Consider the following 17,105-nt stretch of genomic DNA (forward strand, 5'->3'; position numbering starts at 1 on the left):
AGTACACCCCGCTCTTGCTTCGGGTGCCGCCGCTTCCCTGCCAACCACGCTGGCTACGGCGCGCTGAAACGTCGACGGGTGGAACCTGTCCGGCGAGGCGTGCGGTGCCCGTGTTCGCCGAATCGATGGATTGTTGAAGAGGACGCAGGGATGGTTCGTTTCGCTCGCTTGCCGCTATCGCCCTACCAACGGGACATCTGGGTCGCCGCCGCGCAGTTTCCGGAACTCGACCAGTACACCATCTTCAGCTACGACCGCTTCACCGGCGAGGTCGATACCCAGGCCCTGGAACGGGCGCTGCTGCAGGCGGCGCGAGACACCGAGGCGTTCCGCCTGCGCCTCGGCGAGACGGACGGTACGCCGTACCAGTGGCTGGACACGGATGCCGAGTTCGAGGCGCGCCACGTCGACCTGCGCGCCGACCGCGACCCCGAGGCCGCCGTGCGATCCTGGCTGCGCGACGCCTTCCGCCACGCCTACCCGCTGGACGGCCGCAGCCTGGTGGACCTGGCCCTGCTGCATAGCGACCAGGCGCTCTACGTCTACGTGCGCACCCACCATATCGTCAGCGACGCCTGGGGCCTGCAGCTATTCCTCAGCCGGGTGCGCGCCGGCTACCTGGGCGAGCTAGGCGAGCCACAGGCGCAGATGCCGACGGCTTCCCTCCTGGCGCAGCTCGAGACCGACGACTACTCCGGTTCGGAACAGTACCGCGGCGACCGCGCCTATTTCGCCGAGGCCCTGGAGGGCCTGGAGCCGGCCCTCTTCACCCGCAGGCGCCCGGCCGGGCTGCGCCGCACCGCGCGCCACAGGCTGACGCTGGAACGCACACTGCTCGATGCGATCCGCGATCGTGGCGAATCGCCCTTCCTGTTCCTCTCCGCCGCCGTGGCGCTGTACCTGGCGCGGATCCACCAGAACGACGACGTGGTCCTCGGCGTACCGGTGCTGAACCGCGCCGACCGCGCGGCCAAGCAAGTGGTCGGGCACTTCGCCAATACCCTGCCGCTACGCATCCGCACCGCGCCGGAACAGACCGTCGACGAATTCCTGGCGCAGTTGCGCGAGGCGACCCGGACGCTGCTGCGCCACCAGAAGATGCCCCTCGGCGACCTGTTGCGCGGCGCCTCGCCACTGTTCGACACCACCCTTTCCTATATGCGCTGGCCCGCCGCCCAGGCGATCCCGAACGCCAGCGTCGAGACCGTGGCGCAAACCCACGCCCATGACCCGGACGCGCTGGCCATCTGGGTCTCCGAGTTCGACGGGCACAGCGACGCGCAGGTGGATTTCGAATACGCCTGCGATGTGTTCGACGCCGACTTCCCCATGGACGCCGCGGCGCGGCATATCGAAACCTTCCTGCGCGCCCTGGTGGAGGGCGGCGAGCGCCGCCTCGGCGAACTCGATCCGCTGTCGGCCGCCGAGCGCGAGGAACTGATCCACACCCGCAACGCCACCGACCAGGCATTCCCCGAGCAGGCTACCCTGCCCACGCTGTTCGCCGAGCAGGTGGCGCGCACCCCGCAACGCACCGCGCTGCTGGAAGCCGACGGCGGCACGCTCAGCTATGCCGAGCTGGACGCCAAGGTCCAGGCCGTGGCCGACGCCCTGCGCGCAGCGGGTGTGAGGACCGACGAGCGGGTAGCGCTACTGGTCGCCCGCGGTCCCCACCTGCTGCCGGCGATCCTTGGCGTGCAGCGCGCCGGCGGCGCCTATGTGCCGATCAATCCCGGCCATCCCCTGGAGCGCGTCCGCCTGCTGTTGGAAGACTGCGGTGCCCGCGTGGTGCTGGTGGACGAGCGCGCAGCGACACTCGGCGAGAGCCTCGGCGAGACGCGCGTGCTGCACCTCGAACGCCTGCCGCAGAGCACCGGCGACCTGCCAGCGGCCAACGTGGCGCCCGGCGACCTGGCCTATGTCATCTATACCTCCGGTTCGACCGGCATGCCCAAGGGCGTCATGGTCGAGCACCGCTCGGTGGTCAACCGCCTGAACTGGATGCAGCGTCGTTATCCGATCGGCGAACGCGACGTGCTTCTGCAAAAGACTCCGGTGACGTTCGACGTATCCGTCTGGGAGCTGTTCTGGTGGAGCTTCACCGGCGCCCGCCTGTCGCTGTTGCCGCCCGGCGCCGAGAAGGACCCGCGGGAAATGCTGCGGAGCATCCAGCGCGACGCGGTCACGGTCATCCACTTCGTGCCGTCGATGCTGACGCCGTTCCTCGACCTGCTCGACGGCGACCCGACCGCCCGCACGGCGGCAAGCTCGCTGCGCCTGGTGTTCTGCAGCGGCGAAGCCCTCGCGCCGTTGCAGGTCGCGCGCTTCCGCCGGCTGTTCGGCGACGCCGTGCGACTGGTCAACCTGTACGGACCGACCGAGGCCACCGTCGACGTGTCCGACCATGAGTGCGCCAGCGACAACCCCACGCGGGTCCCGATCGGCCGGCCGATCGACAACCTGCGCCTGTACGTCCTCGACCGCGCGCTCAGGCCGCAGCCCCTCGGCGCCGTCGGCGAGCTATATATAGGAGGCGTCGGCGTCGCCCGCGGCTACCTGAACCGGCCGGAGTTGAACGCCGAGCGCTTCCTCGCCGACCCCTTCGTCGCCGGCGGCCGTCTCTACCGTACCGGCGACCTGGCCCGCTGGCTGGCCGACGGCAACCTCGAATACCTCGGCCGCGCCGACGACCAGGTGAAGATCCGCGGCAACCGGGTCGAACCCGACGAAGTACGCGACCGCCTCGCCGCGCTTCCCGGCGTACGCGACGCCGCGGTCGTGGCACGCGATTCGGCGGTACGCGGCACGCACCTGGTCGGCTACTACGTGGCTGCGGCGGAACTCGACCCCGGTCAATTGCGCGCCGGACTTTCGGCGACGCTGCCGGACTTCATGCTGCCAGCCTTCTTCGTGCGCATCGACAGCCTCCCGCTCAGCGCCAACGGCAAGCTCGACCGCCGGCAACTGCCGGCACCGCCGGAACAGGTGGCGGCGGTTGCGCCGCGCACGGCGACCGAGGCCGAACTGGCGGCGGTGTGGGCCGATGTCCTCGGCGTGGCGGAGGTCGGCGTGCACGACGACTTCTACGCCCTCGGCGGCGACTCGATCCTGATGCTGCGCATCCGCGCCGCCGCACAGCGGCGCGGCCTGGGCTTCGAACTCGCCGACCTGATGCGCAACCCGACGGTGGCGGGCCTCGCCGAGTGCCTGGTGCGTCCGCTCGCGGAGCGAAGCTACCAGCCCTTCGAACTGGTTTCCGAAGTCGACAAGCCGCGCCTGGAAGGGCTGGAGGACGCCTTCCCGACCAGCCGGCTGAGTCTCGGCCTGCTCTTCCATAGCCGCCAGCGCCCCGACTCGTCGGTCTACCACGACGTGTTCCACTACCGCTTCGACCTGGCCTGGGACGAAGCCGCGTTCCGCCACGCGCTGGACCGGGTGGTCGCCGCCTATCCCGCGCTGCGTTCGTCGTTCGACCTCAGCGGTGCATCCGAACCGCTGCAACTGGTGCATACCCAGGCGCGCAGCGAACCGCTGATCCTGGACCTGCGCGGCAACCCGGAGGCCGGGACGGTGCTCGACGAGCACATCCGCCAACGCCGCTTCCATCGCTATTCGCTGCAACAGCCCGGGCTATTCCTGTTCGCCGCGTTCGTCCGCGAGGACGGCCTGGACCTGGTGTTCAGCTTCCACCATGCGATCCTCGACGGCTGGAGCGTGGCCAACCTGATCGTCGCGCTGGTCGCCGCCTACCGTGGCGAGCCGCTGCCGGGCCCCGCGCCGGCGCTGGCCTGCCATGTCCGCGAGGAGCTGGCCGCGCTGGCTTCGCCGGCCGCCGTGGAGTACTGGACCGGGCTGCTGGAGGGCGCGAGGATGACCCGCCTCGACGGCTTCGGCGCCCACGAGCCGCAAGCCGCGCAAGGTCCGGCCAGCCATCGCGAAGCGCTGCCGGACGGGCTGCTCGAACGACTCAAGGCCACTGCGGCGCAACGCGGACTGCCATTGAAATCGCTGCTGCTCGCCGCCCATTGCCTGACCCTGCATCTGTTCTCCCGCAGCGACAGCGTGGTCACCGGCGCGATCAGCAACGGCCGCCCCGAACTGCCCGACGCCGACCGCATGGTCGGCCTGTTCCTGAATACCGTGCCGGTCCGCTCGGAGATTGCCGGGCATAGCTGGATCGAGGTAGCCGATGCGCTGTTCCGCCAGGAGCGCGACGGACACGCCCATCGCCGCTATCCGCTCAGCGCCATCCAGCAGATCGTCGGCGACGAACTGAGCAGCGCCTTCAACTACGTCAACCTGCATGTCCTCGAACCGCTGTGGCAACTGCGCGACTTCCACGTCTGGGAAGAAACCAACTTCGCCCTGCTGGTCAACGTGATCGCCACGCCCAGCGACGGCATGTACCTGCGCATCGACAGCGACGGCCGCGGTATCAGCCGCAGCCAGGCCGCGCTGATCGGCGCGACCTTCGTCGAGCTCCTGTGGCGCCTCGCCGAGCATCCCGACGAAGCCGCCGACTTCGCCTTCCTCGCCCCTCGCCGCGACGCCGCTTCCCAGCCCGAGCCGCTGGTCGACGTCGTCAGCCTGTTCGAACGCCAGGTCGAGGCGCTGCCGGGCAGCGCCGCGCTGGCCTTCGAGGAGCAACGCTGGACCTATCGCGACCTCGACCATGTGGCGCGCTGCGTGGCCACCCGCCTGGTCCGCGCCGGCGCGCGCCGCGGCGATGCGATCGGAGTGGCGCTGAACCGTTCGCCGGAGATGATCGCGACGATCTGGGGCATCCTGCGCGCCGGCCTGGTCTGCGTGCCGCTGGACGTCAGCTATCCCGCGCAGCGCCTGGCGCTGATCCTGGAGACAGCACAGCCGTTCCGGGTGGTCGCGCATCCCGAGCACGCCCATGTCGCCGCGGCGGAACGGGTGCTGCCGGTAGAGGAACTGGTCGCCGACATCGAGCCCGAGACCTTCGCCGCGCCGCAGCTCGACGAGCTGGCCATGCTGCTGTTCACCTCCGGTTCCACCGGGCGGCCGAAGGGCGTCGAGCTTAGCCATCGGATGTGGGCCAACTACACCCAGTGGCAATTGCGCGTCGCCAGCGGCGTACCGGGGCTGCGCACCCTGCAGTTCGCGCCGCTGAGCTTCGACATGGCCTTCCAGGAGATCTTCTCCACGCTGTGCGGCGGCGGCGAGCTGCAACTCATCTCCAACCGCGAGCGGATGGACCCCTCCGCGCTGCTGCATGTCCTCGAACGCCGCCAGGTCCAGCGCGTGCTGTTGCCCTTCGTCGCCCTGCAACGCCTCGCCGAGGCCTCCAACACCCTGGGCGTACGCCCCGGCGCCCTGCGCGTGGTGGTGTCCTCCGGCGAGCAGTTGCGCATCACCGAAGACGTCCGCGCGTTCTGCGCGGCGATGCCCGGGCTGCTGCTGGAGAACCAGTACGGTCCCACCGAGACGCACCAGGTCACCTACCACTCGCTGAGCGGCGATCCGGCGCACTACCCGGACCTGCCGCCGATCGGCCGGCCGCTGGACGGGGTCGAGGTGCAGGTGCTCGACGCCGCGCTGCGCCCGGTACCGGTCGGCGTTACCGGCGAGCTGTACTTCGGCGGCGACTGCCTCGCGCGCGGCTACCACCGCGCCCCCGAACTCACCGCCGAGCGCTTCGTCGAACATCCCTGGCGCCCCGGCGCCAGGCTCTACCGCACCGGCGACCTCGGGCGCATCCTCGGCAACGGCGAGATCGTCTGGCTCGGCCGCGCCGATACCCAGGTCAAGGTCCGCGGCTTCCGCATCGAGCCGGCCGAGGTCGAGCTGGCGATCATGCGCCAGGCCGAGCGCCAGCCGGGCCTGCGCGGCGCGGCGGTGGTGGCTCGCGAGCGCCAGGGCAACGATGCATTCCTCGCTGCCTTCCTGCTCGGCGAGCCCGAGGCGGTGGATCTCGCCGAACTGAAGCAGGCACTGCGCAGCGAACTGCCGGAACACATGGTGCCGGCACACTTCGCCTGGGTCGACGGCTTCGCCCTCACCCCCAGCGGCAAGCGCGACGACGCCGCCCTGCGCGCACTGCCGCTGGAGCACGGGACGAACATCGAGTACCTGGCCCCGCGCGACGACTACGAGCGCACCCTGGCCGGACTCCTCGGCGAGTTGCTGGATCGTCCCCGGGTAGGCATCCGCGACAGCTTCTTCGACCTCGGCGGCACCTCGCTCAGCGCGATGCGCTTCATGCTGCTGATCGAGAAGCGCTATGGCGTCGACTTGCCGATGGCCGCGCTGATCGAGACGCCGACCGTGGAGGGCCTGGCCGAACGCCTGCGGGAACGCTCGGCGGTGCGCGCCTTCGACCCGCTGGTACCGATCCGTGCCGGCGGCAGCCGCCCGCCACTGTTCCTCGTCCACCCGCTCGGCGGCCACGTGCTCTGCTACCTGCCGCTGGTCCGCGCACTGCCGCCGGACCAGCCGGTATATGCCCTGCAGGCGGCCGGCACCGGCCAGGGCAGTACGCCGCTGGCGGTCCTCGAGGACATCGCCGCCAGTTACCTCGCGGCGATCCGCCGGGTGCAGCCGGAAGGCCCCTATTACCTCGGCGGCTGGTCGTTCGGCGGCTTCGTCGCCTACGAGATGGCCCGGCAACTGCGCGCGCTCGACCCGCAGGCGGTCGCCCAACTGATCGTGCTCGACTCCATCACCGTCGACCGCAACCACGCCGGCAGCGCCAGCGACGAAGCCCTGCTGCTGTTCTTCTACTGGGAACTGGTCTGGTTCGAGCGCAGCGACGAGGAGGTCGAGCCGCTGCCTGAAGGCGCGAGCCTGGAGCAGAAGCTCGACCACATCGTCGAACGCGCCATCGAGGCCGGCGTACTTCCCGCCGGCACCCCGCGCGCCACCGTGCAGCGGCTCTACGAGCTGTTCCGGGCGAGCTGGCAGGCACTCATCGGCTATCGCCCGGAAGTCAGCGACCAGGACATGACCCTGCTGCGCGCGGACGGCCCGCTGCCGCTGGCGCTGAAGCCGATGCACGACGCCGCCGGCACCCACTACGGCGACCCGAAGAACGGCTGGCAGCACTGGACCAGTGGCCGCCTCGATGTGATCGACGTCCCCGGCGACCACCTGGTGCTGATGAAAGAACCCTATGTCGAGACGGTCGCGGCAGAGATCGCCGCGTTGCTCGAACCCTCCACCTCCAGCGAACGGACCCGCCCATGAGCAGACACCCCCTGAAGATCGTCATCGCCGGCGCCGGCATCGGCGGGCTCGCCGCGGCCGCCTGCCTGAAGGCCGCCGGCTTCGAGGTCGAACTCTACGAGCGGGCCAGGGAGCTGCGCGCGGTCGGCTCGGCGCTGTCGCTGATGCCCAACGCGCTGACCGCCCTGGAGAGGGTCGGCGTGCGCCCTGACCTTACCCGCGCCCAGGCCTTCGACTCGCTGCGGTTCCTCACCCGGCGCGGGCGACCGATCCGCGCCATCGACTTCGGCGGCCTGGCCCGTCAGCTCGGCCAGCCGAGCCTGGCGATCCACCGCGCGAGCCTGCAGCAGGCGCTGCTGGAACAGGCCCGCGACTGCCGCATCGAACTGGGCGTGAGCGCCACCGGCTACCTGCGCCACGCCGACGGCGAAGGCGTCACCGTGCTCTGCAGCGACGGCCGCGAAGTGCACGCCGACGTGCTGATCGGCGCCGACGGCTTCAACTCGGCGATCCGCGCCACCATGACCGGCCCGGAGCGTCCCACCGACTGGCACTACGTGATCTGGCGCGCCACGCCGGCGTTCCGCCATCCGAAGGTGACGCCGGGCTACGTCGCCCATTACTGGGGCCGTGGGCAGCGCTTCGGTCTCGCCGACATCGGCGAAGGCAACGTCTATTGGTGGGGCACCCGCAACATGCCGGCCGAACAGGCGAAGGACTGGCGCGGCGGCAAGGCGGGCATCCAGCGCCTCTACGCCGGCTGGGCCGACGAAGTGCAGGCGGTCATCGAGGCGACCCCGGAGGCCGACATCAGCAGCCTGCCGGCCCAGGACCGACCGTTCCTGGAGCGCTGGGGCGACGGCCCGGTGACCCTGCTCGGCGATGCCGCGCATCCGATGCTGACCAGCCTCGGCCAGGGCGCCGCCATCGCCATCGAAGACGCCGCGGTGCTGGCCCACTGCCTGGCCACCATCGACGACCCGCAAGCCGCCCTGCGCGCCTACGAGAACCGCCGTCGCGACCGCGCCAGGGCGATGGTCGAGACCTCGCGGGCGCTGAGCCGCATCGAGCAGTTGGAGCATCCGCTGCGCACCGTCGCCCGTGATCTCTACTTCCGCTTCGCTCCGGAGCGAACCTTCGCCCGGCAGAACGAACTGGCACTGACCTTCCCAGGAGTCGAATGATGGCCGAGATACGACGCCCGCTGTCCGCGGTGGAACGCTGGTACTGGCTCAGCGACCAGTTCTCCGCGCTGAACGTGATTTCCCGGGTGCGGGTCCATGGCCGGTTGTCCATCGACGACCTGCGCCGCGGCCTCGACGCGCTGCAGGCGCGGCATCCGCTGCTGCGCGCGCGGATCGAGCACGATGCCGGGCTCGATCCGCGCTGGGTGCCCTGCGAGCGGCCCATCCCGCTGCGCGAGGTGCGCGGCGGCGGCGAGGAGCAATGGCTGCGGGAAATCAACGAGCGCGAATTGCCGGAACGCATCGATCCGGACAGCGGGCCACTGATCCGTACCGTGGCGATCGCCACCGACGCCGGCGCCCACGACCTGCTGGTCGTGGTACCGCACATCATCGCCGACGGCACTACCGTGCTGACCCTCGCCGAACAATGGCTGACCCTGGCCGCCGACCCCGCCGCGCAACCCTGGACCGCCAGCGCCCTGCCGCCGGCGGAGGATCTGCGTCCGCGCCGCTTCACCGGCGACGAAGGCGCGGCGCGCCTGGCCGAGCAGACCGCCCAGGACGAAGCGCTGGTCGGCCGCCACCGCCCGGGCCGGATCGAGCCGAGCAACCCGGTGCCGCTGGAAGCGCGGCGTACCCGCCTGCTGCACCGGGAGCTGGACGGCGCGCAGCTGGAACAGCTGCAACGACGCGCCCGCGAACACGGCACCACGGTACACGGCGCGCTGACCGCGGCGCTGGCCATCGCCGCCGGCCACGACCACCAGCGCCGCCCTAGCCACATCGCCATCGGCTCGCCGATCGACTTCCGCGACGAACTGGAGCCGCCGGTGCGCCCCGACGAAGTAGGCACCTACGTCGCCACGGTACCGGTGGTGCTGGACATCGCCCGGCCGTTCTGGGAGGTCGCCCGCGCGCTCACCGACGACCTCGGCGAACGCCGTCGCCAGGGCCATCATTTCAACCTGGTCACCCTGGTCGCCAGCGCTGCGCCGCGCTGCATGGCCGACGCGCGGCCATTCATGGCCTTCATGGAAGCCGAAGGGCCGATCAACCTGTGCTCCTCCAACATCGGTCGCTATCCGTTCCCCGAGCGGATCGGCGCCTTGCGCCTCTCCGACGCGCAGTTCCTCACCGGCATCTCGGTGAACGGCTACTTCGTGGCCGCCATCAACTCCAGCCATGGCCGGCTGTTCTGGAACTTTACCTATATCGACGAAGCGGTCCCCGGCGAACGCGCCGAACGCCTGGCCGAAGATTGCCTGGGCACCCTGCTGTCGGCGATCCACGCCCCCCAACGATCCGCCCTCGAGGAGCAATGACATGTTATTCACCAGCAAACCTCTCTCGCCCCAGGGCCGCCACGTACTGATCACCGGCGCCTCCAGCGGCCTCGGCCGGGAAACCGCGCTGCACCTGGCCGAACAGGGTTTCCAGGTGATCGCCGGGGTGCGCCGCCAGGAGGATGGCGAGCGCCTGGCGAACGCCTGCCCGTCCGGCCGGATCAGCACGCTGCTGATCGATGTCACCGACGAGGAATCCATTGGCCGGGCCGCCGCGCAGGTGGCGGAGAAAGTCGGCGATACCGGGCTCTGGGGCCTGGTGAACAACGCCGGGATCTGCATTTCCGCGCCGCTGGAATGCGTCTCCAGCGACCTGCTGCGGCGCCAGCTGGAAGTCAACCTGATCGGCCAGCTCGCGGTGACCCGGGCGATCCTGCCGCTGCTGCGCCGTGGCGGCGCGGCGCGCCTGGTGAACGTCACCTCGGGCCTCGGCTCGGTCGCCATTCCCTACCTGGGCGCCTACTCCGCCGCGCAGTTCGCCAAGGAGGGAGTGAGCGACGCCCTGCGCCGCGAGCTGGCACCCATGGGCATCCAGGTCTCGGTGGTCAGCCCCGGGGCGATCTGGACGCCGATCTGGGGCAAGATCGCCAGCGAGGGCGAGCGCGCCCTGGCCGACGCCCCCGACGCCGTCGCCGACCTCTATCGCGATACCTACCTGCGCTTCCTCCAGGCCAACGAGGACGGCGCGCGCAACAGCGCGACCAAGCCCGCCGATGTCGCCGCCGCGGTGCATGCCGCGCTCACCGCGGCCAAGCCGCGGACCCGCTACCGGGTCGGCGCCGACGTGCGCCGCGGTACCCTGCTGGCGCGGCTGCTGCCCGATAGCGTGATCGACGGGATGTTCCGCCCCATCGTCACCGCCGCCCCGGCGGCGAAGGAGGAGCAACGTGCCTGATCGCAAACTGAGACTGGGCGAGGAACTGATCTCGCCACTGCACGCGCTCTACGACGGCCTGCAGGTGGACGGCGCGCCGCGTCCCGCGCATCGCGCCGCCGAGCATCCGGTGTGGGTGGTGACGCGCTACCGCGACGCGCGCAAGGTCCTCAACCATCCGGGCGTCCGCCGCGACGCCCGGCAGGCCGCCGAACTCTACGCGAAGCGTACCGGCAGCCCGCGCGCGGGGATCGGCGAGGGACTCAGCCACCACATGCTCAACCTCGACCCGCCGGACCATACCCGCCTGCGCTCGCTGGTTGGCTGCGCGTTCACCCCGCGCCAGGTGGAGCGCCTGCAACCGCATATAGAACGGATCACCGAGGCATTGCTGGACGCCATGGCCGGCCGCGAACAGGCCGACCTGATGGCCGACTTCGCGATCCCGCTGACCATCGCGGTGATCTTCGAGCTGCTGGGCATTCCCGAGGCCGAGCGCGAACACGCCCGCCAGTCCTGGGAGCGCCAGGCGGAACTGCTGTCGCCGGAGGAGGCCCAGGCCCTGGCCGATGCGCAGGTCGACTACCTGCGCGTGCTGCTCGAGGCCAAGCGCCGGCAGCCGGCCGACGACGTCTACAGCGGGCTGGTGCAGGCCGCCGACGAGAGCGGCCAGTTGAGCGAAGCGGAACTCGTCTCCATGGCCCACCTGCTGATGATGAGCGGCTTCGAGACCACCATGAACATGATCGGCAACGCGCTGGTCACCCTGCTGGTCAACCCGGAGCAACTGGCGTTGCTGCGGGCGCAGCCGGAACTCCTGCCCAACGCCATGGAAGAACTGGTCCGCCACGACAGTCCGGTGCGCGCCTCGATGTTGCGCTTCACCGTGGAAGACGTGGAACTGGACGGGGTCACCATTCCCGCCGGCGAATACATCCTGGTCTCCAACCTGACCGCCAACCACGACGCCGAGCGCTTCGACGATCCCGACCGCCTCGACCTCACCCGCAACACCGATGGCCATCTCGGCTACGGCTTCGGCGTGCACTACTGCGTCGGCGCCTCGCTGGCCCGGCTGGAGGGGCGGATCGCCATCCAGCGCCTGCTCGCGCGCTTCCCCGACCTCCAGTTGGCGGTCCCCCACGCGGAGCTGCAGTGGCTGCCGATCACCTTCCTCCGCGCCCTGATCAGCGTGCCGGTGCGCACCGGATGCAGCGCCCCGGCGAACACCGCCTCCCACGCCAACCCGATCGAGAGGATCGCCCAATGAATGCCAAGGAAATTCTCGTCCACAGCCTGCGCCTCCTGGAAAACGGCGATGCCCGTGGCTGGTGCGACCTGTTCCATCCGGAAGGCGTACTCGAATTCCCCTACGCCCCGCCGGGCTGGAAGACCCGCTTCGAGGGCCGCGAAACCATCTGGGCGCACATGCGCCTGTTTCCCGAGCACCTGACCGTGCGCTTCACCGACGTGCAGTTCTACGAGACCGCCGACCCCGACCTGGCCATCGGCGAATTCCATGGCGACGGCGTGGCCACCGTTTCCGGCGGCAAGCTGGCGCAGGACTACATCTCGGTGCTGCGCACCCGCGACGGACAGATCCTGCTCTACCGCGACTTCTGGAATCCGCTGCGGCACCTCGAGGCCCTGGGCGGGGTCGAGGCCGCCGCCAAGATCGTCCAGGGAGCCTGAGCCATGCCGCGCGCCGCCGTGGTCTGCGGCCTGGGCAGCTACCTGCCCGAGGCCGTGCTCAGCAACGACATGCTCGCCGCCGAGCTGGACACTTCCGACGCCTGGATCAGCAGCCGCACCGGCGTGCGCCAGCGGCATATCGCCGGCGACCTCGGCAGCGGCGACCTGGCCCTGCGGGCGGCCTCCGCCGCGCTCGCCTCGGCGGGGCTGGAGCGAGTCGATGCGGTGGTGCTGGCAACCAGCACCGGCGACTTCTGCTGCCCGGCCACCGCGCCCAGGGTCGCGGCGCGCCTGGGGTTGGTCGGCGCGCTCGCGTTCGACCTGTCCGCCGCCTGCACCGGCTTCGTCTACGGCCTGGCCAGCGTCGGCTCGCTGATCAGCGCCGGGCTGGCGGACAGCGCGCTGCTGGTCGGGGTGGACACTTTCAGCCATACCCTCGACCCCGCCGATCGCTCGACCCGCGCACTGTTCGGCGACGGCGCCGGAGCGGTGGTGCTGCGTGCCGGCGATGCCGAGGAAGAAGGCGCGCTGCTGGCCTTCGACCTCGGCAGCGACGGCCACCAGTTCGACCTGCTGATGACCCCCGCCGTCAGTCGCGCCGAACGCAGTTCCGGACAGGCCTCCAACTACTTCCGGATGGACGGCAAGGCAGTGTTCGGCCAGGCGGTGACGCAGATGAGCGACTCGGTGCGGCGGGTGCTCGACCGGGTCGGCTGGCAAGCTTCGGACCTCCATCACCTGGTCCCGCACCAGGCCAACACACGCATTCTCGCGGCGGTCGCCGACCAGCTCGACCTTCCCGTCGAGCGAGTGGTGAGCAACATCGCCGAGGTGGGCAATACCGTCGCCGCCTCGATTCCCCTGGCCCTGGCCCACGGCCTGCGCCAAGGCATCCTGCGCGACGGCGGCAACATGGTCCTCACCGGTTTCGGTGCCGGACTGACCTGGGGTTCGGTCGCCCTGCGCTGGCCGAAGATCGTTCCGACAATGGACTGAAGAGGGAAGAACAATGCCCAACGACATGGAAGACCATCTCCTCACCGTGCTCAGCGTCGCCAGCGGCGTGCCGAAGGAGGAAATCAGCCGGGACAGCAGGATGGAAGACCTGGCTTTCGATTCGCTGGTGGTCAGCGAGCTGTCGCTGAAGCTGCGCAAGGAGTTCGGCGTCACCGGGGTCGACGACGAACTCGACCTGCTGGAAACGGTGGACGAACTGTTCCAGCTGGTCGAGAAGCACCGCGCCGCCTGAGGCCAGCGAACGCCGGCGTTCCGTCACTTCTCTGCCAGGCGAAGGCGGTGCCGGGACATGGGAACGCGCATCGCCTTCGATCAACCAACACCAGAGCGAGATTCGCTGGAGGAAGAGGTGAGTCAGAACATGGATCTCACGATCGGGACGCATCGGGAGTCGGCTTTCTACGAGCTGGAGTTCGGACCGAGGACGATAATGACCCTGGCCAACTTTCCGGACGACGTGCTGCCGTTGTTGCAAATGGAAAGCCTGATGACCTTCGAGGCGATGGCCTACCTGCGCTGCGACGCACTGGTCGAGCTAGGCTGCTACGACGGCCGGGCGCTGGAAATCGCGCGCCTGCTCAATGCCCGCTATCTCGGCGTCGACCTCGACCAGCGGGCGATCGAGACGCTGCGCACGCGGATCGAGCGCGAGGGCATGAGCGATCGCGCGGACACGGTGGTCGACGACATCCTCAACCACACCAGGCGCGGTGCCTCGGTCGGCTCGCGCGCGCTGTACCTGCTGCCGTTCAACCTGCTGGGCAACTTCCGCGAGCCGAAACAGCTGCTCGACTCCCTCGCCGAGCGCAGCGTGGCGGCGGTGGTCTCGGTGTTCGGCGACAGCGCCGAGGCCACCCGCGTCCGCCAGAGCTACTACCGCCGTTGCGGGGTGCAGGGCCTGGAGTTGCACACGCGGGACGACGGCACCGTGTTCACCGGCAGCGACGGCTTCTACTCGCGCTCGTATTCACGCGCCTGCCTCCACGCCCTGCTCGCCGAGTGCGGGCTGACCGTGGTGCGCAGCGCTTCGAACCTGTTCGCCCACTGCGTGACGGTGCTGCCCGAAGGGGCCGACCAGGGCTTCGGTTCGTCGGCGGCATGAGTCGCCGTCGTGCATTCATCGCGCGGCCACGGCACGGGCAGGTCGCCGTGGCTCGCTTCATCGTCGTCTGAACCGCTCGGGAGCTGGAAACATGCCTTTGATTGTCTACGTGCTCGGTGCCGCGATCTTCGCCCTGACCACCAGCGAATACATGGTCGCCGGGCTGATGCCGGCGCTGGCCGCCGAATTCGGCGTGTCCTTCGCCGCGATCGGCTACCTGGTCACCTTCTACGCCGGTGCGATGGCCGTCGGCGGCCCGCTGTTGTCCACCGCCCTGCTCCGGGTGCCGCGCAAGAACGCCCTGCTCGGCCTGATCGCGCTGTTCGTGGTCGGCCAGGTCATCGGCGCCCTGGCGCCGGGCTATGCGGTGATGGTCGCGGCACGACTGGTCACCGCGGTCGCCGCCGCGGCCTTCTTCGGCGTGGCGCTGACCGCCTGCGCCGAACTGGTCGAAGGCAACCAGTTCGGCCGCGCGTCGTCGCTGGTGCTCGGTGGCCTGATGGTCGGCACCGTGCTCGGCCTGCCCGTCGCCACCTGGCTGGGCGAATGGTACGGCTGGCGCGCGAGCTTCTTCGCGGTGGCGCTGGTGGCGGTGCTGGTCGGCCTGCTGGTGTTGCAGCTGATGCCGGCGATCCCGGGGTCGGCGGGCAGCGGCTCGCTGCGCGAGGAACTGAAGGTGTTCAGGAACGCCCATCTATGGTGGGTCTACGCCACCAGTCTGCTGCTGATCGGCGCCACCTTCGCCGGCTTCACCTATTTCGTGCCGATCCTCACCGAGGTCAGCGGCTTCTCCGCCTCGACCGTACCGCTGCTGCTGGTGGTCTACGGCCTGGCGACGCTGGTGGGCAACAACATCGTCGGCCGCCTGGCCGACCGCCATACCATCGCGGTCCTGGCCTTCGGCCTGCTGGCGGCCATCGCCGCGATGGTGGCCTTCGCCCTGTTCGGACAGGTTCCGGCGGTGGCGGTGGCGGCGCTGGTGGTGATCGGCCTGACCGGGGTGTCGATGAACCCGGCGCTGGTGACCCGCGGCGCACGGGTCGGCCATAACAACATGCTGGTCAACTCGGTGCACACCGCCTGCATCATGCTCGGCGTGATGGCCGGTTCCTGGATCGGCGGCCTGGGCATCGCCGGCGGATTCGGCCTGCAGGGCGCGCTCTGGGTCGGCGCGGCCCTCGGAGTACTGGCGCTGCTGACCCTGCTGCCGGAGCTGCGCTTCGCCCGCGCCCCGGTAGGCGGGGCACTGGGCCGCTGAGCAGGATCCCTCAGGCGCTGCGCGCCAGCCAGCGGCAGTAGCCGGCGACGCCCTCTTCCAGGCTCTGGAAATCGTCGCGGTAGCCCGCCTCGCGCAGCAGCTCCAGGTCGGCGCAGGTATGGCTCTGGTAGCGCGCCCGCAGCGACTCGGGGAACTCGCGGTAGCCGAGCAGGCCGCTTTCCACGGCCTGTTGCAGCGACAGGGGCGGCTGGTCGGCGTTGGCGCGGACGCTATTGATCACCGCCAGGGCGACCTCGTTGAAGGTCCGTGCCTGGCCGCTGCCGAGGTTGAAGATTCCCGAACGCTGCGGATGGTCGAAGAAATGCAGGTTTACCCGCGCCACGTCCTCCACCGCGACGAAGTCGCGCAGGTGGCCGCCGGGCGGGAAGCCGCCGTGTTCGCCGAACAGTTCGACCCGCCCATCGCGGCGCAATTGCTGGTAGCAGTGGTAGGCCACCGAGGCCATCCGCCCCTTGTGTTCCTCGCGCGGCCCGTAGACGTTGAAGTAACGCAGGCCGACCACCTGGCTGCGCGCCTGCGGCAGCGCCCGCCGCACACGCTGGTCGAAGAGGAACTTGGAATAGCCGTAGACGTTCAGCGGCCGCTCGTACTGGCGCGCCTCGCGGAAGGTCCGGCCGGATCCGTAGACCGCCGCCGACGAGGCGTAGAGGAACGGCACGCCGAGTTCCAGGCTGCTTTCCAGCAGGCGGCAACTGTAGCGGTAGTTGTTCTCCATCATGTAGCGGCCATTGCTTTCCAGGGTGCTGGCGCAGGCACCCTGGTGGAACAGCGCGCGGACCGTGCCGAAGTCGCCGCGGGCGTAACGCTCGAGGAAGTCGTTCTGGTCCAGGTAGTCGGCGATATCGGCGTCCGCCAGGTTGCGGAACTGCTCGCCGTCGGTGAGATCGTCCACCGCGATGATGTCGGTCTCGCCGCGCCGGTTCAGCGCCTGCAGCAGATTGCTGCCGATGAAGCCGGCGGCGCCGGTGACGATGATGCTCATGGGCACTCCCTTCGACAGGATGAATGCCCCCAGGCTATGCCTATGCGCCGCGCCGCCCGTTGACCTGCAACAAGCCATGGGCGGACGGCAGCGGTTCAGCGGGAAGGACGATCGTTGTGCCCGAGGTCGCGTTGCGGGTCGATGCGGTCGCGAACCCGCTGTTTGAGCGCCTTGGCCTCGGGGAAGCCGCCGTCGGCCTTGCGTTCCCAGACCTGCACACCGTCGCAGGTGATACGGAAGACGCCACCGGTTCCGGGCTCCAGGCAGACTTTTCCGAGATCGTCGGCGAAGGTGCTGAGCAGTTCCTGGGCCAGCCAGGCGGCACGCAGCAGCCACTGGCACTGGGTGCAATAGGTGATGACGATTTCGGGCTTGGCGGTGGGCATGTCGGCGGCTCAGGGGAAACGGTCGCGCCTATAATAGCCGCCTTTTCACCCGGCT

At 69.8% G+C, this 17,105-nt stretch carries 12 protein-coding genes; 10 read left to right on the forward strand and 2 right to left on the reverse strand.

Annotation, left to right across the window (positions count from 1 at the left end; translation table 11 throughout):
- The first annotated feature begins 150 nt into the window (after positions 1-150).
- The 10 genes from HMPREF1224_RS18985 to HMPREF1224_RS19030 all read left to right on the forward strand — a co-directional run bounded on the left by HMPREF1224_RS18985 (position 151) and on the right by HMPREF1224_RS19030 (position 15,661).
- Positions 151-7,209, forward strand: coding sequence for an amino acid adenylation domain-containing protein (locus HMPREF1224_RS18985; protein ID WP_010793252.1), 7,059 nt, complete (start codon positions 151-153; stop codon positions 7,207-7,209).
- The gene (locus HMPREF1224_RS18990; protein WP_003091709.1) at positions 7,206-8,372 is read left to right on the forward strand and encodes an FAD-dependent oxidoreductase; all 1,167 of its coding nucleotides are present in this window, start codon (positions 7,206-7,208) and stop codon (positions 8,370-8,372) included. The genes HMPREF1224_RS18985 and HMPREF1224_RS18990 overlap by 4 nt, the downstream gene beginning before the upstream one ends.
- A complete protein-coding gene (locus tag HMPREF1224_RS18995; RefSeq protein WP_003119646.1) occupies positions 8,369-9,697 on the forward strand; it encodes a condensation domain-containing protein in 1,329 nt (442 codons plus the stop codon). Before HMPREF1224_RS18990 ends, HMPREF1224_RS18995 begins: the two co-directional genes overlap by 4 nt.
- A gap of 1 nt (position 9,698) precedes the next feature.
- On the forward strand, positions 9,699-10,613 hold the full coding sequence (locus tag HMPREF1224_RS19000; RefSeq protein WP_003106196.1) for an SDR family NAD(P)-dependent oxidoreductase: 915 nt from the start codon (positions 9,699-9,701) through the stop codon (positions 10,611-10,613).
- Positions 10,606-11,862, forward strand: a complete 1,257-nt coding sequence (locus HMPREF1224_RS19005) for a cytochrome P450 family protein (protein WP_010793253.1) — start codon at positions 10,606-10,608, stop codon at positions 11,860-11,862. The genes HMPREF1224_RS19000 and HMPREF1224_RS19005 overlap by 8 nt, the downstream gene beginning before the upstream one ends.
- Complete coding sequence (locus HMPREF1224_RS19010; RefSeq protein WP_003091711.1) at positions 11,859-12,284, forward strand: nuclear transport factor 2 family protein; 426 nt, start codon at positions 11,859-11,861, stop codon at positions 12,282-12,284. Before HMPREF1224_RS19005 ends, HMPREF1224_RS19010 begins: the two co-directional genes overlap by 4 nt.
- Before the next feature lie 3 nt (positions 12,285-12,287).
- Positions 12,288-13,280, forward strand: a complete 993-nt coding sequence (locus HMPREF1224_RS19015) for a beta-ketoacyl-ACP synthase III (protein WP_003091712.1) — start codon at positions 12,288-12,290, stop codon at positions 13,278-13,280.
- A gap of 13 nt (positions 13,281-13,293) precedes the next feature.
- Complete coding sequence (locus HMPREF1224_RS19020) at positions 13,294-13,533, forward strand: acyl carrier protein Acp3 (protein WP_003106204.1); 240 nt, start codon at positions 13,294-13,296, stop codon at positions 13,531-13,533.
- Between the two features lie 117 nt (positions 13,534-13,650).
- Positions 13,651-14,403 carry an SAM-dependent methyltransferase gene (locus HMPREF1224_RS19025; protein ID WP_031628354.1) on the forward strand — a complete coding sequence of 251 codons (753 nt, stop codon included), beginning with the start codon at positions 13,651-13,653 and terminating at the stop codon, positions 14,401-14,403.
- 91 nt (positions 14,404-14,494) lie between these two features.
- Positions 14,495-15,661, forward strand: coding sequence for an MFS transporter (locus HMPREF1224_RS19030; protein ID WP_004345139.1), 1,167 nt, complete (start codon positions 14,495-14,497; stop codon positions 15,659-15,661).
- Between the two features lie 10 nt (positions 15,662-15,671).
- Here the strand turns inward: HMPREF1224_RS19030 and rfaD are convergent, their stop codons facing one another.
- Positions 15,672-16,664 (reverse strand): ADP-glyceromanno-heptose 6-epimerase, encoded by a 993-nt coding sequence (gene rfaD, locus HMPREF1224_RS19035; RefSeq protein WP_003113140.1) that lies wholly within the window; start codon positions 16,662-16,664, stop codon positions 15,672-15,674.
- A gap of 95 nt (positions 16,665-16,759) precedes the next feature.
- Positions 16,760-17,050 (reverse strand): Rdx family protein, encoded by a 291-nt coding sequence (locus HMPREF1224_RS19040; RefSeq protein WP_003091717.1) that lies wholly within the window; start codon positions 17,048-17,050, stop codon positions 16,760-16,762.
- Between the last annotated feature and the right edge of the window lie 55 nt (positions 17,051-17,105).

The organism is Pseudomonas sp. P179 (assembly GCF_000478485.2).
Classification (GTDB): Bacteria; Pseudomonadota; Gammaproteobacteria; order Pseudomonadales; family Pseudomonadaceae; genus Pseudomonas; species Pseudomonas aeruginosa.